Below are 19,560 nucleotides of genomic sequence, written 5' to 3' on the forward strand. Positions count from 1 at the left end.
AGCCATGCCGCACAGCAAGATCGTATTGGGCATTATGGCAGCCTCGCTCAATGGGGCGCGGCCGGATTCGCCTGGCACCTTGCTCCCTCCGGAGCCCCGGCTTAGCCGCAGCTTAAGCGTCGCCTCGCAAACGCTCGACATCGACGTATACGTATTCTCTCCCGAAGGCTTCGATCCCGCCTCGGGATCGCTCTTCGGCTGCCGGTATGCAACAGGAGCCTGGAAGCTGGAACTCGTCCCGCTGCCTGATGTCGTCTATGACCGAAGCTTCCCCAAAACGGCGGAGAGCCGGAGACGCTGCTCGGCCGTACTCAGCGCCATGAGCGAGCGGAAACACCATGAACGCTTGAACGGATCGCTACCCTCGAAGCTGCGCGTTTACGAAAGTCTTCGCGATAACTCCGCGATCGCTCCTTATTTGCCGGCAACGGCACCTTATCGATCGATCGCCCAGCTCGAACGTCTTCTGCCGGATCTTCCGCGCGGCGTCGTGCTGAAGCCAGCCGCGGGCATGCAGGGCAGAGGTTTCCTGCATATCGAAGCCCCGCCGCTAAAGCCGGATGCGCTGATCGTGCGGGGCAGGACACGGAACAACATGCCGTTCAAGGAAAGCTTCAAGGACTTCCAGAAGCTCGGCGCCTGGCTCCAATCCTTTATGGGAAGTTCGCCTTTCCTGCTCCAGCCCTATCTCCCGCTCCGAACGTTCGACGATCGTCCTTACGATATTCGAGTTTTGCTGCAGAAGGATGCCTCCGGAGAATGGCAAGTATCCGGTTCCGCAGCCAGGCTGGGCCGTCGCGACTCCATGACCTCCAACCTGCACGGAGGCGGCATCGCGGTTGCGGCAGCCGATACGCTTGGAGCCAACTTCACGCCTTCCAAGGCGGAGCATCTGCTTCGCAAAATCCATGCCTTGAGCGGGCAAGTCGCGCTCCGGCTGGAAGAGAGCTTCGGCCGGTTCGGAGAGCTTGCCTTCGACTTCGGCCTCGAGCCGAGCGGCAAGCTTTGGCTGCTGGAGACGAACGCCAAGCCGGGCAGAGAAGCCTTCCGGCAAGCCGGCGACAAGCAAGCCGCCAGGCTTGCAGTGACCAGACTGCTGCAGTATGCGCGTTACTTGACAAGCCGCAACGCCCCTGCCTTGACGACAGCCGGCGGATCCGCCAAGGACCGCCTTTCCCGCCCGCAATCGAAATCTCGGCCATGAGGCAATGGTCTTGAAAAGTTCAGGAGGTTCATCCATGAGTTTGACAACTTGCAACGTCCACTTCTCTCAAGCATCCGATAAGATCGTTTACGTCTCCAGACCGCTCATGGGGCAGCTCAGGCTGTCCGGCAAGAAGTCGATTCTTCTCCGGCTGGGAGGCGAGACGATCGCCGCCGCGATCAAGCCGCTGAAGCGAGCCGGCAACCACTTGTATCTATCCGCGGGGGTACGTCAATCGATCCGGATTCCGAAGCCCGGCAATGTCTTCGTGCAAGCAAACGGCGACAACGAAATCCAGCTGGGGCCGCTGGTCGGCATTCTGACGGATATGATCCACTCTTCGGAGGGTTATCCATTCGGCACCCGCTCCGGCTTCATCAAACAGGTTATTCGCTCCGGCGACCGCAAGGCATTCATGTTCGGCTTTACGCCCGGCGACATCAACTGGCAGCAGGAGACGGTCAACGGCTACTTCCTGAACGCCCAGGGGGGCTGGTACCGCCGCATCGTGCCGCTGCCCGACGTCATCTATAACCGGCTGCCCAATCGCAAGGCGGAGACTTCCGCTTATATCAGCGCTGTCCGGGAGCGGTTCGTAAAGCGCCAGATTCCGATCTTTAACTGGAGCTTTCTTAATAAAGCCGATGTCTACAAGCTGCTCGACAACGATCCCGAGGCGCTTGCCCATCTGCCGGAGTCTGTCCCTAATCCCTCTTCCGCCAAGATAAAGGAGCTCCTCGACAAACATAAATTTCTGTATTACAAGCCGACCGGCGGCAGTCTCGGCATCGGCATCTACAGATTGACGTACCATCCGCGCAGAGGCTACTTCGTCCGTTATCGCCGCGGCAGCGAGAATGTGCTTGTCCGCTACAGCAGCTTCCAGACGATGATGCGGATGCTGCAGGCCCGGCTAGGCAGCCGAATGAGCAGCTATGTCGCCCAGCAGGGCATTCGGCTCATCGAACTGGACCGCTGCCCGATCGACTTCCGCTTCCATATGCACAAGAACGGGAGCAACCGCTGGATCGCGGCAGGCATAGGCGCCAAGAAGGCGGGCCGGGGCAGCGTCACGACCCACGTGAAGAACGGCGGCTCGCTCATGACGCCGAGCCAGGCGCTGGGACGGACGTTTGGCGACAATGCCGACATTATTCTCGACAAGGCCAGACGGGTCGCCGTCAAGCTGTCCGAAGCGATCGAACGCAACTATCCGCATCGGCTGGGAGAGCTGGGACTCGATATCGGCATCGACAAGTCGGGAGAGGTATGGATGTTCGAGGCAAACGCAAAGCCGGGACGCTCCATCTTTAAACTGCCCGCGCTGCGCTCCGAAGGGAAAGCCTCTGTTTCCTACATCGTTGACCACTGTCTATACTTGAGCCGCTTCCAGGGGGGAACAGGCCAATGAATATGCTGCCGCAAGAGGAGAATGAGCACAAGGCCGCCGTACTGGGCAGGCCCGTGCCGGTGCTCGCGATCCTGACCGTCGACGAGCCGGGCGGCGGCTTTCGGGGCAACCGGAGCAACTTTGCCGATCTCATTCGTACCGGTCAAGCGATGGGATTTGTTGTGTATGTTTTAACGGTCAAGGAGCTTCTGCTCCATCGCAATAAACTGAGAGGATTCGTATTTCACAAGGAGATCGGGCAGTGGCAGAAGGCGCTGCTCCCGTTTCCCGACATTATCTACAACCGGATTCCGCAGCGCGAGGACGAGATGCAGCCTGCCGTCCGGCAGAAAATTCTGGACTGCCGCCGACATTCGCGGGTGACGCTGTTTAACCCTTCCTTCTTTAACAAATGGCAATTGTTCGAATGGCTTCGCAAATCCAGCCGAACAAGACCCTTCATACCGACGACCAGACGCCTCGTTCAAGTCGGCGGACTGGGCAGACTGCTGCGCAAGCACGGCTATCTCTATCTGAAGCCCGAGAGCGGCAAGGCAGGCAAAGGCATTATGACCGTCCGGGTCCATCATGAGAAACCGTTGCCGTACCGGCTCAAAATACAGGAAAACAAACGGAGCACCACCTATAACTGCTCCACGTTAGGAAAGCTGTGGACCCGCATCCAGAAACAAAGCGGCGGCGAGGCCTACATCGCCCAGCAAGGCATTGCGCTCGCTTCCTTTAAGGACCGCCGCTTCGATCTGCGCGCGCTCGTGCAGAAGAACCGGCTTGGCGTATGGGAGATGACAGGAATTGGCGCACGGCTTGCTGGAGTCTCCAGTATTACGACCCATGTCCCCCGCGGCGGTCAAATCGAGGATCCGGAGAAGCTGCTGACCTATTCATTCGATGCAGAGCGGGCTCATATGCTTTTACAGAAGGTAAGGCGCACGACGGTACTGATCGCCCGTCAGATCGAGCGGGCTTCGGGTCTGCGGCTCGGGGAGATGTCCATGGATCTGGGAGTGGACGGCGACGGCCACCTCTGGTTTTTCGAGGCGAATTCCAAGCCGATGAAATTCGACGAGCCGCATATCCGCCAGAAGTCGCTGGAGCGTATCTTCCAATACAGCGCTTATCTGGCTCGCAAAAAATCGAACAAAGCGGGAGGCGCTTAGCATGGAACTGCAGCTTCTGACACCGGAAATATGGCGTGCGGAAAGGAGGAGGCTGCTTGGCTTCGTTTTGCGCCATGGAGAGAAACGGATTACGGCCGCTTCACTTCGCGCGCTAAGAGATATGGAGCCCGATTGGCTGGAGACGGACGGCAGCGGTCACGGCCAGGCTGTCATTGCCATAACGAAGCATGAAGGCCGGTTAACCGGCCTCGGCTTCGCGGCGGGCGGCGGCGATGCCGGCTGCCTGCTCGTTGTACATCCGAGGGCGAGAAGGCTTGGCGCGGGGACCGTGCTGATGAAGGCGATGATCGACAGACTGGGGAGGCTGGCCTGCCATGTGGCCGCCGATAATGTGCCCAGCATGGCGTTATGCTTCCGGATCGGCATGAAAGCCGTGTCCATTCACAAGGGACCGACAGGCAAATCGACGCTCAGGTTCGAAAGGGGAATGCTGCATGACGCAGCCCGTACTGGGCATATTGACACTCTACCTCAATGATGCGGGCTCGCTCGAAGAACGGCGCTATTACGAACGGATGACGACGGAAGGACGGAAACTTGGCTTGCATGTATTTGTCTTCACGCCTCAGGACGTAAGCCTCTCCGGAGACAGAATTCGAGGTTTATTTTATCACCCCGGAACGGGACGGTGGACGAGGCGCTGGACCGGCTTCCCGACTCTCGTCTTCGATCGCTGCCGCATTCAGCATTCGCATCGGTACGACCAACTGTTGAAATTCCGATCGCGCTACGACGGCCTGACCTACTTGAACAAGCCGCTCCGCAACAAGTGGCAAATTCATAACCTGCTGTCGAAGGACAGCCGCTTCGGCGCCTACTTGCCCAAGACCCGTTATATCAACTCCGTGAACGATGTCCGGGAAATGCTGCGGTCGCATCCGCTGCTATACTTAAAGCCGATTAACGGAACCGGCGGACGAGGCATTCTCAGGGTCGAACGGTTAAAGGACGGTTCGCTGACCGTGCAAGGCCGCGATAAAAATCGTAGAATCGTGTCTCCCCAGCGCATGAGCAGCGACAAGCTCGGGAGCTATCTCTCCAAATGGAATCTGAAGGAGGTTCGATACATCGCGCAGCAAGGCCTCCAGCTTAAGCTGCCGAGCGGCTGCGTCCATGATTACCGGCTGCTCGTCCAGAAGGACGGCGAAGGCAAGTGGACCGTGACCGGCTGCGCAGGTCGCATAGGCGCGCCAGGCAGCATTACGGCCAATCTGCATGGCGGAGGTCGCGCGGCGAAGATGGATGGGCTGCTGGAGCAATGGATCACGGACGCTGCCAAGCGAGAGGCCGTAAAACGGGAGGTCGCGGAATTCGGTGTCGGAATCGCCTCCTATCTGGAACTGGTCTGCGGTGCCTTGTGCGAGCTGGCGATCGATCTGGCCATCGACAAGAGCGGGCGTATCTGGCTGATCGAGGTGAACCCGAAGCCAGCGCGGGAGGTATTCTTCCGCGCAGGCGAGACCGAAGTCTATCGGCAAGCCATCGTCAAGCCGCTGGAATACGCCCTCTGGCGGTTCAAGCAAAAGAAACGCAAAACGGCCTCAGCCGCTGCGGCTCGCGAAGCCGGCGATGAGGCGGATTCCTCTCCCGTCACCCCGGATCCGCCGCATGTAGACGAATTGCCGTTGCTTCCGGAAAAGCCGGGCAAATCCGCGAAAAAAAAACGCCGCCGCCTTTAGGGTACGAGTTCGAAAGTCCGATTTCGAACGACCTCCCGTTGCAAGCCGCGGACGAATCGTTAAGCTAAACAGCCCGCCACTCCCGATAATCGGGTGTGGCGGGCTGTTCCATGTCCAGCTATTGTTGCGGTTTGATGGCAAGCAGTTCCGGGAAGCTGCCGATGCGTTTGTCGGCGTCCGATAGCTCGGCGGCTTTGCCGTAGATGGCATAGGCGCATCCAACGGTGGTTAAGCCGTTCTTGCTTCCCGCTTCTACGTCAGAAGAACGATCCCCTACCATCCAGATATCCCTCGAGGAAGCAAGCCCATGATCCCGGAGCAGTTTCGCTACCAAATCCACTTTGCTTGCCGTGCCGTATTCGCCCGCGCTGTACAAGCCGTCGAACAAATGCGCGATTCCTTTGTGCTTGGCAATTTCCTTCACGTACGCTTCCAACCCGTTGCTGGCGACGAACAGCTTGCTGCCGCCTGCTTTGAGCGCCTCCAGCGTCTCTTTGACACCGGCGTACAGCCGGCCTTCACCCGCCGCAAGCCCCTCAAGCTCGTACTGAAGCAGAAGTACGTCGGCCCTGGCGCGCGCCTCCTCGCTTGAATCCGGCATCAGCCTTCGCCATATATCCTCAAGCAGCATGCCGAGGCAGGCGAGCAACTCTTCCACCGGCGGCGCTTCTCCCTCGTACAGTCCTTCCTCCCGAAGCGTTTGGAACACGCGGCGATGTACGGAGACGAGCAGCGTATCCGTCTCGAACAGCGTTCCATCCATATCGAAGATGACGGCAACGGGGTTGCCGGAATTATTTTCCGTCAAGCTTTCCACACTCCTTTGTCTATTTATCAGCCTATCATACCGGATACTCCGATCAAACCGCAAGAACACTTAAGGTGTTCCGAGGTTAAACCTGTCGCTTCCGAAGTTGCCCTGAAGGTCTCCCGCTATTGATAAAATAGCCTGTTTATGTCACACTGTTTGGTGGACGGAAGGCCCGGGGCCTTGCCGCCATAGAAGGAAAGGACGTGACGTGACTGTTATGACCAAGTGGCTCTTTAAGGCCATGACCGAGCTCTATTCGCGCAAGTGGATTTCCCGCATGACGGGCACGTTCGCGCAATCGTCCGCCAGCCGAGTCTTTATCCCCCGCTTCGCCAAGCTGTACGGCATAGCCGTGCACGAAGCCGAGAAGGAACTCGGGCAATACCGGACGCTCAACGAGTTTTTCACCCGCCGGCTGAAGCCAGGCTCCCGCGCCATTCATCATGGCGATCGCAGCCTCGTCAGTCCGGTTGATGCTTTAATTACCGGAGCAGGCTCCATTAATCAAGGAACCATGCTAAGCGTCAAGGGACAAGATTACACCATCGAAGAATTGCTGGGCCGCACCCCTCGCGCGGCTAGTTATATGAACGGATATTATTACGTCCTATATTTGAGCCCTACCGATTACCATCGCATTCATTCCCCGATCGAAGGGGACGTCATGGAGCGCGAGCACCTGAAAGGCAAGGTTTATCCCGTCAACGATTTCGGACTAACGGTCATGACGCGAGTGCTTAGCCGCAACGAAAGGCTGGTTACATATATCAAGCACGGCGGCGGAGAAGTTGCCGTCGTAAAGGTAGGCGCCATGAACGTAAGCAGCATTCGATACGTCGAACCTCAGCGTAATCGTCTGGCCAAGGGCGACGAGCTTGCTTACTTCGAATTCGGCTCCACCGTTGTACTCCTGATGGAGGACGGCACCTATTCCCCTGACGGCGCGATTGGCGTGGGCGCCAAAGTCAGGATGGGGCAGCGATTAGGGGATCTGGCCAAAAAGTAAACACTTGTGGATAAAAAAAATAAAAGCGAGAGCAGTCAAGGACGATCCCCTTGCCATGCTATCGCTTTTTTGCTGCTCCAGGGTCATACAGCTTGCTAGCATTCCGACTTCAGTTCAGAAGAGCGCGCTTCTTGCTTGCGGCCGCCATTGGGCTGCGCGATATCGGCAGCGGGCCGCGCTCGCCCGCCAGCAAGCGTAGCATTGACCTCCCCGCCCAGAATGATAATGTTGGAGCTGATGTACAGCCAGACCAGCAGGACGATAATGCCGCCGATGCTTCCATACGTTTTGGAATAGTTGCCGAAATTGTTAATGTAGAATTGGAACAGCAACGAGGTTGCAATCCAGCCAAAGGTCGCGAATAGAGCCCCCGGAACGGCAGCTTTGAACCGAATTTCGCGGTTGGGCACAATCCAGTAGATCAGCGAGAATATAACAACCATGAACGAGATGGGAACGACGTATTTCAATATGCCCCAAATGAGTCCGAAGCCGATCGGGGAAGCGAACCAATCAAACAGAAATTCACCGATTACCTCTCCGAAAATAAGCAATACAATCGCCAGCATGATGACAAGGGCTAGCACAAGCGTCGCCGCAAGCGAGATCGCTCTCAACTTCCAGAACGGCCGGCTTTCTTCGACATCATAGGCTTTATTAACACCCTTTATGAGCGCATTCACGCCATTGGAGGCCGACCAGAGCGTCGCGATCATACCGATCGATAGAAGAGTCCCCCTGCTATTGTCCGTTACCTCCTGCAGAATGCTTTCAACCGCTTCGCCCGTCTGCTCCGGCAGCAGGCGAATCAGCTCAGCGACGACACTGTCTCCGGACAACTGGACAAAACTCATCAGGCTCACCACAAAAATAAGAAACGGAAAAAATGACAAAATAAAATAATACGTAAGCTGCGCGCCTATCGCAGGCACATCATCATCACGGAATCGGCAGTACAAATCTTCGAAAAATTTAAGCAGCTTTGAATCCTGTTTCATTGGCCTCACTCCTCTTATTTAGAAGTAAACAAGAGAAGCCCCGCCTTAAACAGAAGGCATCCAGAACACTTATCGAATCTCCGAAGGACTTTTGCCCGTATATTGTTTGAATTGCCGGCTGAAGAAAAAAATATCGCGATAACCCAACGCGTCCGCCACCTCGGTTACGTTCATCCCGGCGTGCATAAGCAGATGCTTTGCCCGTTCGATGCGCATACGAATCATGTAGGACTGCACCGACATGCCGATCATCTCCTTGAACTTCATGGAGAAGTATCTCGGCGACAGCTGGGCTCTTGTCGACAGATCCTCCACGCGGTGCGCGATGCCGGGATTTTGCCGGATGTAGTTGGCAATCTCGTGAATGGCTTCCGTCAGCTGATTGCTCGCCTTTTTCTCCACTGGCACCTGGGTATCTGCGCGAAGCAGCTGGATCAGCAGCGACTTCAGCACCAGCCGCGCTTCCGTCTCGGCGGCGTACGTGCTTACGAGAAAGAGGCGGACATAACGAGATAACATATATTCGAAGTCGACCGTATCATACAGCATGCGATACCGTTTGGGAGTTTGACGGATTTCGTCCTCCACCGCAAAGTGGATATAGGTGAGCACCAACGGCCGCTGCGGATGATGCGTGGCGCTCGTATAGTCGCCGGGACGGAACAGGAAGCAGCTTCCCTTGCCAACCTGATAATGGACTCCGTTCACCTCCACTTCGCCTTCGCCGCTCCACACATAAAACAGATCGAAGTTGGCCATCGGCTTCTCGCGCCTCGCCCAGCGCCAGCCAGGTTCGCATACGATCTTTGCAAAGGCCGGCAGCAGCTTGATCGAATCCGGCGAAATTTCAAGCATAATGATTCTCCTTCCCTAAAGCGGACAGCAATTATTTTCATTATAAAACAAGTTCGCCTGCAAGCAACGAAAAAAAAGCAGCATCTCATGGTTTAGCAATCGTAAAGATGGTATAATATCACGAACATTAGAAAGTAACATATCTTAAATATTTTTTCGGAAGGATGGAATTCAAGCCATGAACCCACTGGCCCAGCAGTTAAATGAGACCTTGCAGAGAGAAATTCCGAACGTTTATGCGATGTTGTCCAATCTAGGCAAAAACATCTACTTTCCCAAAGAAGGCATTTTGAGCCAATCCGCCGAAGCCAAGTCGAAGGCAACCAAGTTCAACGCCACGATCGGCATTGCAACCGAAGGCGGACAGCCCATGCATCTCAAGCTCATTCAAGACACGCTTAGCGCCTACAATCCGAAAGATATATATGAATATGCGCCTCCTGCCGGCAAGCCGGAGCTGCGAACCGCCTGGCGCGGCAAAATGATAAAGGACAATCCGTCGCTGGAATCGAAGAGCTTCGGCAATCCCGTCGTGACGAACGCGCTCACGCACGGCCTCAGCATCATAGCCGATTTATTTGCAGATCCCGACGACGCCGTCATCATCCCGAATAAAAATTGGGAAAATTACGAGCTGACGTTCGGCGTCCGCCGCGGAGCGGCAATCGTGGAATACCCTTTGTACAATGAGGATATGCAATTTAACAGCGAAGGACTCCGGGAGGCGCTTCTCGCGCAGAAGGATAAAGGCAAAGCCATCGTGCTGCTTAACTTCCCTAATAACCCAACCGGTTATACGCCCGGGCCAAAAGAAGGCGATGCGATCGTGGCCGCAATCCTTGATGCCGCGGAAGCAGGCATCAACGTAGTTGCCGTTACAGACGATGCGTATTTCGGCCTGTTCTTCGAGGATTCGCTTCAAGAGTCGCTGTTCCCTAAGCTCGCCGGACTGCATGAACGCGTGCTGGCCGTCAAGGTCGACGGCGCAACGAAAGAAGAATTTGTGTGGGGATTCCGCGTCGGTTTCATTACGTTCGCTTCGGAATCCGCGGCCGCGCTTGCCGCCCTGGAGCAGAAGACACTCGGAATCATTCGCGCGACGATTTCCAGCGGCCCGCATCCTTCCCAGACGTTCGTGCTCCGCGCGCTGCAATCGCCTGAATACGAGACGCAAAAAGCCGAGAAGTTCGAAATTATGAAACGCCGCGCCAACCGCGTCAAGTCGTTGCTCGACAGCGGCCGCTATGGCGATACGCTCCAGTACTATCCGTTCAACTCCGGCTACTTTATGTGCCTTAAGCTTGCCGGCGTCACGGCCGAAGCCGTTCGCTCGCATCTGCTTAACGAATACGGCATCGGCGCCATCGCGCTTGGGGAGACCGACCTTCGCGTCGCCTTCTCCTGCATCGAGGAAGAACATCTGGAAGAGCTGTTCGACATCATTTACAAGGCGGTTACGGAAGTCGCCGCGCACTAAATCGCATATTCATCATTCTCGCATTTGATAGAACAAAGAAAGCGCAGGCTCAGGGGCCGAATTGGCCCTCAAGCTTGCGCTTTTTTTTCGACGAACCTGTCCCGGCGCTTGCGATCACAAGCGGATCCTTTACAGATGGCGGTTGCGGAATTCCGTCGGCGTCACGCCGTACTGTTTTTTGAAGCTTTCGCGGAAGTGATCCTGGTCGGCATAACCGATCCGGTCGCATATCTCGTAAATTTTGATCATCGGATCTTCAAGCAGCCGGGCCGCTTCCTCCATGCGCAGACGAATCATCCAATGATTAATCGTAAAGCCGGTTACTTCCTTAACGATCGCGTTTAAATATTTGTCGCTTAAGCCAACCGCCGCCGCCGTGTCCGCCAGAGACAGCTCTCTGTGTCCAAAATGTTCTCCCACATATTGAAGCGCCCGCTCCACCAGCTTCTTTTTCTTTAAATTGCCGGCCCATCCATCGGGCGGCAATTCTTCGAGCAGCGTAGGCAGCTTCTCCTTGGCGGCTTGAATGGCGAACTCCGCTTCTTCCTTACGGGCCCTCTCCAGACGCAGCTGCTCGATCGCCCGCAGGCATACTCTCTCAATTTCGGACGGATCGATCGGCTTTAGCACGTAATCCATTACCTGCAGCTTGAGCGCTTGCCTCGCATGCTCGAATTCGCTCAGACCGGACAGAATCAGGCATCGAATGTCCGGGTATCGGGATTGAGCGGCCTCGATCAGTTCCAGCCCGTTCATTTTCGGCATGCCAATGTCGGTCAGCAGCAGATCGGCCGGCTCCCGCGCAAGCCACGCCAGCGCCTCCTCGCCGTTCTCCGCCGCTCCAAGCAGCTCGATGCCAAGCTTCTCCCATTCGATCGAGCGGCACAGCGTATCGCGCACCATTTTGACATCCTCCGCGATCAACAGCTTGAACATCCTACCGCTCTCCTCTCTTTATCCCGTCACTCCGGCGAATAAGGCAGCACCGCTTCGACGCAGGTGCCTTCGGCAACCTTTACGTAACGCAGACCGTACGCCTTGCCGCAATGCAATTGGATTCTGCGATGCACGTTCATTGTACCGTAGCCGTCTCCCCCGTCGCCCGCCCGCTCGGCCGAATCGCCGCCCGGCTGCTCTCCGAGTCTCGCGTTCATCGCATCGGAATCGCTGCCGCATCCGTTGTCCGTCACGCGCAGCACGAGCCTGCTTCCTTCGAGATAGGCGGCAACGGCAATACGGCAATCCGTATGCTGATCGTAATCGGCGAAGCCGTGCACGATGGCGTTCTCCGCCAGCGGCTGCAGCACCAAATGGACGATGCGCGCGGACAGAAGCGCTTCCGGCGCTTCGATATCGACGTGCAGCCTCTCGCGCATCATTTGCTGAATATGAAGATACGCTTCTACCTGCGCAAGTTCCTTCTCAAGCGAAATCCAGGTCTGCCCGCGGTTCAGGCCGTACCGGAAGACGTTCGCAAGCGACCGGACGATGTTGCTGGTCTCTCTGTCGCCTGCCATAATCGCCCTGCAATTGATGAGGTCCAGCGTATTGTACAGAAAATGCGGATTGATCTGGGCATGCAGCAGCTCAAGCTGCAGCGCCTGCCGTTCCATCTCTTCCTTAAACGAATTTTCGATGAGGCCGTGCAAGGTGACGAGCATGGAGGCAAACTTCTGATTTAGCTCATCAACCTCGTAGATGCCGCTGTTCGGATGCGGCAGCGGTTCCTTGAACTCCGCGACCTCCGGCCGCTGGATGGCGGCGACGAGCCTTGTAATCGGCACGGTAACGCGTACGACGATCCGGCGCAGCCAGAACGCCGCGACGAGCAAAGCCGCGACCGCGGTAGCTGCCCCAATGGCCGATATCGCGAACGTATATTGGCCAAAGTGGCTCTCCGGCACCACCGTCAGCAGCTTCCACCCGTTCGCAAGCGTGTCGAACATAATCCGATGCTGCTCGCCGTCGAGACGGGCGACGATCGTCCCTTGCGGAGCGGAGGCAGCAGCTTTCACATAAGGCAGCTCCCCCGCCTCCTCGAGAAACGAATATCGTTCGCTAAAAATGACCCGCCCCCGTTCGTCCAGCAGCAGATGGAAACCGTTCGCAAGCGGCGCGTTCTCGAACACGCTCCGGACGCTGCCGATATTGGCGCCGATCATGATCGTGCCGATGCTTCGCCCGTCCTTGATGCTCGACTTCCGCCTGGCGGAGTAGATCATCGCGGTATCGGGCCTGCCCGTCCGCTGTCCCCACCATACCGTCATTTGCCGGCCTTCGCCAAGAGCCCGGAACCATTCTTCGTCATGCAAATCCTCGGACTTGAAAATGCCCGTTATCGGCTCAAAATGTTCCGTCGCCATGCCGTACAGGCCGCTCTCCGGCTCCAGCGCCAGCGATACCACATAAGACTGCCGGGTTACCGCGGGCGAGCCAAAATCGTTGAGCAGCGACAGCAGCGATAAATTTTCCAGATTGCTCTGCAGCGCGAAGTAGTCGTCCACCGCCTCGAACGGCTGTTGGTACGCTCCTTCAAGCAAATTGTCGATCGACTGGTTGCTGATCAGGAAAGCCGATACGTTGTTCATCGTATCGAATTGATACCAGAGATTGCGATACACAAATTTCATCGATTGCTCCGCGATTTCGCGGGTATGGGCATTCTGGACGCGGATCAGGATGTAACTTGCCGCCGTTGCGAAAAAAGCGATAATAGCCACGATCAGCACAAATATCGGCAAGTTCAGCCGGGACAGCAGTCCCGAACCTTTCCTTCGCTTCCATAGTCGCATGCCCATTCCCGCCCTTCGTTTATCAGAACAATATATTATAGATCGCTTGCGCCGCTTCCGCGCGGCTGGCAACGCCCTTCGGCGCGAACATGCCGTCTCCGCGGCCGCGCATTAACCCGAGCTGCGCCGCTTCGCCCACGAGAGGACGCGCCCATTCGGCGATATCCGCTTCGTCTAGGAAGGATACTGCCTGCCCCGTCGGCGCCTCTGCGTTAAGCAGTCTTGCTCCCTTAAGCAGCATGGCCGCCATCTCTTGCCTTGTAATGACGCCGTCCGGATCAAATTCGGACGCGCTTTTGCCGCTGACGAGCCCCGCCTGGTAAGCGATGGCGATCGATTGCGCGTACCAACGGTCCGAAGATACGTCCGCAAACGGCGTTTCGCCCGCTTTCGTCAGACGCAGCGCCTTCACCAGCAGCTCCGCGAACTCGGCTCGCGTGACGGATCGGCTGGGAGCGAACGTCGACACGCCGGTTCCCTGAATGATTTGTTTCGCATACAGCTCCCCGACCGTCTCGTAAGCCCAGTGGCCGATGCCGAGATCGGCAAACGTCTTGTCGACGGTCAGCAGCGCGTAGGTGCCGGAGCGATGCAGTTCGGCGGCGACGCCAAACGATCCTTGCTCTCCGCCGGCATAATTTAGCTTGCCGTCGGCGTCGATGCGATAGATGCCCGAACGTTTCGCATCCGGCAGCAGGTCCGGCTTCATCCTTACGGCAATCGGCGGCTCGTATGCCGTCAGTTCCCGGGCGTCGCCATCCTTGGCCGTCAGCGACAGCGACAGCTCGAACGCGCCGCCCCATTGTTTGATGTCGGCTTTCGTCAATCTTTTGCTTTTGCCAACCAGACCGGCTGCCGCGGAAGGCGCCAACTCATCGATCCGAAGCGTGATCCGGGCGTCTTTTAACTGCTCCGGCGTCAGCTCCTTGGTCAAAGCCGCCAGCAAGTCCGCAGGCAGCTCAACCGACAAGCTCTTCCCTGCCAGCACAAGCGTATTCCCCGCGAGCAGCTCGCCGGCGTTGGCCGGAATAATGATCGTGTCGGCTTCGCCCGGCCATTCGACCACGCTTCTGCCGCCGTCGCTGCCCCCCAGCTGTCCGGCTGTGACAACAAGCTCGCCGGACGGAGGAGCGGTTGGAGGGACGTTCGGCTGCGGACCGGGATTCGAAGGTCCTTGCGGTTCTTCCTCCTCCTCTTCCGGAAGCGGCTGCTCGTAATTCACGTATACAAACGAATCGTAATACGACGTGTTTTTGGAATCCGCCGTTCCCTTCGTCCATTGAATAAAGTTGTCGCGTCCGTTCTGGAAGTCCGCGTCGTTAACCGCGACGTTGAAGCCCAGCGAGCCGCCGGACGCGGGACGCAGATCCTTGACGTATTCGGTCGGAATGAGCAGCTCGTAATAAGTTGTCTTCGCCGCTTCGTCGCGAACCGCCGCGAACGGCGTCTGGCCGCTGATATCTCCGTTCGGGTTAGGCAGGCTCGAGCTGAACACATTGACGAGAAGCCCGCCGGTATCGGTCAGCGCGAAACCCCATTCCACATCGTCGGAGCCATAGGGCGACTGCCGGTTGCCGAGCGGATCGAGCGTAATTTGCACGGAATCGTTTTTCCACAGGTTCGCCGCATTCTCCGATTGTTTGTGAATATTATCCATCACGGCTACGGCAACATACAACCCTTGATTGCTCCATTTGGCGTACGCAGTCGCTTCGAGATTGGCCGGATCGTGGAATTCATTCGCGTTTTGCGACTTTCGCCGCAGATGAACCGGGAAGGCGTCCGCCCATTCGTCGAGCTTTCCGTCGATGACGATATCCACCACGGCGTTGACCAGGTTGAAATCCAGCGGCATGGCCGCATCGCGGAAAATCGTTTTGCCGTTAACGGTATCCTCGACCGACAGATCGACCTCGTAGACGTTGTAAGGTTTAGGTTCGTGATACGTCCAGCGGAAGTCGAGCCGCAGCGCGTCTCCCTTGCGAAGCCCGGAGAACTCGCCGGATTCGATCGGAACAAGCGGCTTGCCGTCCGGTCCCTTCACCGTCACGGCGCCCGTCTTCTCGAAAGAGGATGTGCCGGTCAGCTCGACCGTCAAAATGTCCAACTCCTCGATCAACTTCCGCGCGGGAACGATGCGGGCGTCGATGCCGTCCTCGACGGTCAGCTGGATCTTCTTCGTATCGAACGCAACGCCGTCGTGCTCCATCTCGACCTCGATTTCGTATCTTCCCTTGAGCGCGCGCTCCGGCACCTGGATCTTAAAGGAACGTTCTTCCGATCCCAGGGCGGAGATAGACACCGTTTCCGTCAGCGTATCGGATTGTACCGCTTCCCAGCCGGCCGGCACCTTTAAGCCGAGCTTTACATCCTGCGGAGAGGAGGTGTCGTTAACGAGCGACACCCGGATCGTATTCGGATATCCCGCTTCGCCGTTTGTTTGCGTCGGCACGACATTGCCGATAACGCCGATGAATTTAGGCGGCTCGGAGTCGGCGATGGCTGCAGCCGCCCCCGCGAATTCGCGCGCCAGCACGTTGTACGCATAGCTGTCGGCATAGCTGCCCCGCTCGTAGGCGGCATCCGCGATGCGGCCGTAGCGGTTCAACCGGTACACGGCCGACGTCGAGACGGGCATGACGCTGAACTCGCCTTTTTTCTCCGCATACAGCTCATTCGCCGATTCGGCGGCCTCAGCGTAATCCGGCGCGTTTCCACCGCTGCCCGCGCTCATATAAGCGAGCGGCACAGACGCGCTCTCCGCCAGATTGTACAGCGCCTCAAGCGCGACGTACCCAGGAGCGGATACAACTTCTTCCTGCTTGATCCGGCCTGCGACAACCGTCATCAAGTCATATACGTCCCCGATGACCGCCTCCCAATCGGATGCAATGCCGGAAGCGCCCGCTGCGTCTTCGATGGAAGCCGCAATGGCTGCGAGTTCGGCCAGATCGGCATCCAGCGCCGCCGAATTGTCCAGTGTCCGCAGCGCTTCCAGACGGGCCGCGACCTCGTTAATCTTGGCGGCGAGCAGTTGACCGGCGGCAAGCCTTACGAACGAATCCGGCGCGCCCTCGATGTAGAGCGGCGATCCCGACACTTCGAGCCGGGTTTGTCCGCCTGCTTCTGTCGCAGTCAGCGTCTTGCCGTTAATGTCTTGCAACTTCAAGCCCGCCGCTCCGAAAGGCAGCGAGATGGTGCTGACCGGCGGCTTCACGGCCGGATTGTCTTTGTGATCCGTTTTTTTCCAGGCCACTACGATCGGTTCCCCGTCGTTGAGAAACACGTGTACGGCAACATCCGGATTGCCGCTGTCCCAAGCGCCGAAGTAACGCGCCTGGTCGAGCGTCGTCATGAGCTGGTTGACAGCCGCGTAAGCCAGCTTCGGCCTGCCGTCGTTGTCCGTGATGCCCCAGAAAATATCGTAGTAACGATCGTCCGTGCCGTCGTTTTTGTAATTGTAATATTCGTAAGCTTTGATCTGATCCGTAATCATGTAATTCAGGAACGCCCGTACGATGTAATCGCGCTGCACCGCTTCGGAGACGGACGGATAACCGGCATTGGCCGTCGGCCAGCCGCCTTCCGTCAAATAATAGTCCTTCCAGCCGCCGTAAGCGTTGACCAGATCCTTCACGCCGTTCATCAGCCGCTGGAGATTGCCGTCCGGCATCGAATTATAGACGTACGGATGGTAGGAGTAGGCGTCCGCGTAATCGTAAGAGCCCAGCTCCAGCTCGCCCGGCAGGACGCTCAGCACGCTGGAGGTATGGTCTCCCGCCAGCAGCATCGCGTTCGGATCCGCTTTTTTCATATTTAAATAAGCGATTTTTTGGATTTGTACATATTCCGCCGGAATATAGGGTTTGGCGAACAGCTCCGGCTCGTTCGGCATCTCCCATTGACGAACGATATCCTTGTAGCGGTCGACCGTTTCATAGACAAAATCGCCCATCGACTTGAGTCCGGAGGTCGTATTGACGGTCCCTTCCTGGTAATACGGGTTTTTGTCGATGCCGAGCACCGTAATCTGGTTGAACCCCAGCCCGGCAAGCTTGTTCATTCTGACGTCGACGTCGCTGTAGTCGTAGACGGGATCACCTTCGCCGTCCTTGGCGTTGCGGTCCGCTTCCTCCCACGTAATGCCGGAGCGGTGATGGCGGGCGCCCAGCTTGCGTGCTCCGTCGATGATATCGTCGCGCCAGTTCAACTTGTAATGCGTATTGAGTCCGAATTTGCTTTCGTTGTCCAGATCAAGCTCGCGCACGGGAGCCGCTTCGCCGACAACCGCCAGTCGCATGCGCTTGGTCAGTTCCGGCGCAGGCCGACCGTCAATCGTCAGCTCGACTGACGTTTCGTACGTCCCGATGCCGCCGAGTCCGGCGTCGAACCACAACGTATCGTTTAGTTGCTCGTAGCGGCCCAGACTGTACGTCTTCGTTCCTTCGGCGACTAACGCCTGATCGCCGTCCGCCCGGCGCACCTTGTAGCTCAACCCGATCTCGCGCGCTTCCGCCCCGGCGTCGAACGCCGCGGACAGCCCCGCCGTTTCGCCGATCGCGTAGATGCCCGCGAAGTTGCCCGCCGGCTGCAGATCGACGACGTATGGGGCCGAGATCGGCTCGATGGAGAAGTCGTCCACCATCAGGTTGATGCCGCCGACGACGTTCCATTGGAAATAACCTTTCGTCGGCGCGAGAACGTCGGAATCCTCGCCGCGCGCCACTTCTTGGCCGTCGATGACAAGCCGATGCGTGATACCGCTTACATGTAACTCATACGAATGCCATTCGTCCAGCAGCGATTGCACGTAGTTCGCGGTATAGTAGTTGCCGCCGACCGTCGTTTTGCGCATAATAAAATATTTGGAGTTGTGCGTCGCCCACTCCATCGCGTTGTTGTTGGCGTCGTCCAGCGCGCGGTATCGGATGCGCCATGTATTTTGCACCGCCGTACTGGTTCGCTCGTATTTGGCGCGGAACTTGATCACGAAGTTGTCCGCGTTCTGGTACATCGGCAGATTCAGCTTCGCGCTGCCCGATCCGTTCAGGTTCAGCACCTGATTGCCGTCCGGCAGCTCGATGACTCTCGTATTGCCGCCCGTTGTCCAGCCGTTCGGGATGCTGCCCGCGAGATCGGTCTCGAAGTCGTTCAGATACGGCACGATCTCCCCTATCGGCACCACAATCTCCCCGTTCTCCGGATAACGGGCCGACCGGCCGCCATCCTCGGCCGTGATGAAGTAACGAATGTCCGCCGCCTTGCCCGATCCCGGTATCGCAATCGAATACGCGCCGCCTCCGATGGACTGCGCCGGAGCTTCGACAACGGCCCCCTCTTCGCCATAACGGTAATGAACCGATGCAGCCGTTGCGGCGCTGCCGTCCGCCACCGTAAACATCAGCGGCAGATCCGCATTATAAGGCAGCTCGGAGAGCGGGTTATGCGAAATCGTAAAGGTAGATGGCGCCGCTGCAGGAGGTTTGATCGCGACATGCTCCACGCTCAGATTGGCGGGCGTGCTCGCGTTCAATGCGCGCAGCGAGAAACCCGCGCCGCCTGCGGTCAAGTCGGAATCGGCGAATACCGAGATCAGGCTGCCGTCGATGAACAGCTTGAATTCCGATCCGGCAACTTCCAGCTTGTAGTCATGCCAGTCGGCCATGTTGAAGCCGGGAGCGACGGAAGCGATGTCTACCGGCGCGCCGACGATGACGCTGGCCGAAGAATTGGGGTATTTCCACAGTTCAACCATGCTCGTGTTTTTGAATTCCAAAAAATAATAGCTGGTTCCCGACGTATAGCGGAACATCAACCGGTACCGGTCCGCTTGCGCCTTGAATTCGACGTTGTAATCTTTGGTGCTGTAAGGAAAAGCCGATTGTTTTAATACGGCGCGCTGCGGCGAAGTCGCCGTCGTCGTCCCGGTCAGCAAAGCGTCCGCTCCGCTGCCCTGCACCTGCCAGGCCGTACTCCCGAACAAATCCCAATTGGCGAGTCCGCCCGCGAAGCTTTCTTCGATGATGGGTTCCTGCTCCGCCGCTTCTGCAGGAGCAGGCAGAAACGGCAGCAATAATGCAACGATCAGCAGCATCGCGATGCCGCGACTAGTTGTTCTCACTTGCTTTCCTCCTTCTTTTTGCGGAGCC

The 19,560-nt window shown here is 57.5% G+C and carries 13 protein-coding genes; 7 read left to right on the forward strand and 6 right to left on the reverse strand.

What is annotated here, in order from left to right:
* Positions 1 to 4: 4 nt before the first annotated feature.
* From B1748_RS04355 to B1748_RS04375, 5 genes are read left to right on the forward strand one after another with little or no spacing between them, the layout of a single operon-like run.
* On the forward strand, positions 5 to 1,204 hold the full coding sequence (locus tag B1748_RS04355) for a YheC/YheD family endospore coat-associated protein (protein ID WP_087566633.1): 1,200 nt from the start codon (positions 5 to 7) through the stop codon (positions 1,202 to 1,204).
* 34 nt (positions 1,205 to 1,238) lie between these two features.
* Positions 1,239 to 2,615, forward strand: coding sequence for a YheC/YheD family endospore coat-associated protein (locus B1748_RS04360; protein WP_087566634.1), 1,377 nt, complete (start codon positions 1,239 to 1,241; stop codon positions 2,613 to 2,615).
* Positions 2,612 to 3,772 carry a YheC/YheD family endospore coat-associated protein gene (locus B1748_RS04365; protein WP_373271248.1) on the forward strand — a complete coding sequence of 387 codons (1,161 nt, stop codon included), beginning with the start codon at positions 2,612 to 2,614 and terminating at the stop codon, positions 3,770 to 3,772. The genes B1748_RS04360 and B1748_RS04365 overlap by 4 nt, the downstream gene beginning before the upstream one ends.
* A 1-nt stretch (position 3,773) precedes the next feature.
* The gene (locus B1748_RS04370; RefSeq protein ID WP_087566635.1) at positions 3,774 to 4,271 is read left to right on the forward strand and encodes a GNAT family N-acetyltransferase; all 498 of its coding nucleotides are present in this window, start codon (positions 3,774 to 3,776) and stop codon (positions 4,269 to 4,271) included.
* On the forward strand, positions 4,228 to 5,472 hold the full coding sequence (locus B1748_RS04375; protein ID WP_087566636.1) for a YheC/YheD family endospore coat-associated protein: 1,245 nt from the start codon (positions 4,228 to 4,230) through the stop codon (positions 5,470 to 5,472). The genes B1748_RS04370 and B1748_RS04375 overlap by 44 nt, the downstream gene beginning before the upstream one ends.
* Positions 5,473 to 5,590: 118 nt before the next feature.
* Here the strand turns inward: B1748_RS04375 and B1748_RS04380 are convergent, their stop codons facing one another.
* Positions 5,591 to 6,280: an HAD family hydrolase gene (locus B1748_RS04380; RefSeq protein ID WP_256975520.1), complete on the reverse strand. Its 690-nt coding sequence runs from the start codon at positions 6,278 to 6,280 to the stop codon at positions 5,591 to 5,593.
* Between the two features lie 220 nt (positions 6,281 to 6,500).
* Between B1748_RS04380 and asd the strand changes: the two genes are divergently transcribed.
* Positions 6,501 to 7,289, forward strand: a complete 789-nt coding sequence (gene asd / locus B1748_RS04385; RefSeq protein WP_087566637.1) for an archaetidylserine decarboxylase — start codon at positions 6,501 to 6,503, stop codon at positions 7,287 to 7,289.
* A 95-nt stretch (positions 7,290 to 7,384) separates the two neighbouring features.
* Here the strand turns inward: asd and B1748_RS04390 are convergent, their stop codons facing one another.
* Positions 7,385 to 8,287 carry a YihY/virulence factor BrkB family protein gene (locus B1748_RS04390; protein WP_087566638.1) on the reverse strand — a complete coding sequence of 301 codons (903 nt, stop codon included), beginning with the start codon at positions 8,285 to 8,287 and terminating at the stop codon, positions 7,385 to 7,387.
* A 69-nt stretch (positions 8,288 to 8,356) separates the two neighbouring features.
* Positions 8,357 to 9,142: a helix-turn-helix domain-containing protein gene (locus B1748_RS04395; protein WP_087566639.1), complete on the reverse strand. Its 786-nt coding sequence runs from the start codon at positions 9,140 to 9,142 to the stop codon at positions 8,357 to 8,359.
* A gap of 178 nt (positions 9,143 to 9,320) precedes the next feature.
* Here B1748_RS04395 and B1748_RS04400 point away from each other — a divergent pair, with 178 nt between their 5' ends.
* Positions 9,321 to 10,619 carry an aminotransferase class I/II-fold pyridoxal phosphate-dependent enzyme gene (locus B1748_RS04400; protein WP_087566640.1) on the forward strand — a complete coding sequence of 433 codons (1,299 nt, stop codon included), beginning with the start codon at positions 9,321 to 9,323 and terminating at the stop codon, positions 10,617 to 10,619.
* A gap of 129 nt (positions 10,620 to 10,748) precedes the next feature.
* Here B1748_RS04400 and B1748_RS04405 read toward each other — a convergent pair whose 3' ends face one another.
* From B1748_RS04405 to B1748_RS04415, 3 genes are read right to left on the reverse strand one after another with little or no spacing between them, the layout of a single operon-like run.
* The gene (locus tag B1748_RS04405) at positions 10,749 to 11,555 is read right to left on the reverse strand and encodes a response regulator transcription factor (protein WP_087566641.1); all 807 of its coding nucleotides are present in this window, start codon (positions 11,553 to 11,555) and stop codon (positions 10,749 to 10,751) included.
* Positions 11,556 to 11,581: 26 nt separating this feature from the next.
* Complete coding sequence (locus B1748_RS04410) at positions 11,582 to 13,411, reverse strand: cache domain-containing sensor histidine kinase (protein WP_179215378.1); 1,830 nt, start codon at positions 13,409 to 13,411, stop codon at positions 11,582 to 11,584.
* 22 nt (positions 13,412 to 13,433) lie between these two features.
* On the reverse strand, positions 13,434 to 19,532 hold the full coding sequence (locus B1748_RS04415; RefSeq protein ID WP_087566643.1) for an S-layer homology domain-containing protein: 6,099 nt from the start codon (positions 19,530 to 19,532) through the stop codon (positions 13,434 to 13,436).
* Positions 19,533 to 19,560: the final 28 nt, after the last annotated feature.

Source organism: Paenibacillus sp. MY03 (assembly GCF_002165585.1).
Lineage (GTDB): Bacteria > Bacillota > Bacilli > Paenibacillales > Paenibacillaceae > Pristimantibacillus > Pristimantibacillus agaridevorans.

Excerpts from the sequence above, each read along its gene's own strand:
- B1748_RS04355 (WP_087566633.1), top strand. The coding sequence starts at position 5 with ATGCCGCACAGCAAGATCGTATTGGGCATTATGGCAGCCTCGCTCAAT.
- B1748_RS04360 (WP_087566634.1), top strand. The coding sequence starts at position 1,239 with ATGAGTTTGACAACTTGCAACGTCCACTTCTCTCAAGCATCCGATAAG.
- B1748_RS04365 (WP_373271248.1), top strand. The coding sequence starts at position 2,612 with ATGAATATGCTGCCGCAAGAGGAGAATGAGCACAAGGCCGCCGTACTG.
- B1748_RS04370 (WP_087566635.1), top strand. The coding sequence starts at position 3,774 with ATGGAACTGCAGCTTCTGACACCGGAAATATGGCGTGCGGAAAGGAGG.
- B1748_RS04375 (WP_087566636.1), top strand. The coding sequence starts at position 4,228 with ATGACGCAGCCCGTACTGGGCATATTGACACTCTACCTCAATGATGCG.
- asd (WP_087566637.1), top strand. The coding sequence starts at position 6,501 with ATGACCAAGTGGCTCTTTAAGGCCATGACCGAGCTCTATTCGCGCAAG.
- B1748_RS04390 (WP_087566638.1), bottom strand. The coding sequence starts at position 8,287 with ATGAAACAGGATTCAAAGCTGCTTAAATTTTTCGAAGATTTGTACTGC.
- B1748_RS04395 (WP_087566639.1), bottom strand. The coding sequence starts at position 9,142 with ATGCTTGAAATTTCGCCGGATTCGATCAAGCTGCTGCCGGCCTTTGCA.
- B1748_RS04400 (WP_087566640.1), top strand. The coding sequence starts at position 9,321 with ATGAACCCACTGGCCCAGCAGTTAAATGAGACCTTGCAGAGAGAAATT.
- B1748_RS04405 (WP_087566641.1), bottom strand. The coding sequence starts at position 11,555 with ATGTTCAAGCTGTTGATCGCGGAGGATGTCAAAATGGTGCGCGATACG.
- B1748_RS04410 (WP_179215378.1), bottom strand. The coding sequence starts at position 13,411 with ATGCGACTATGGAAGCGAAGGAAAGGTTCGGGACTGCTGTCCCGGCTG.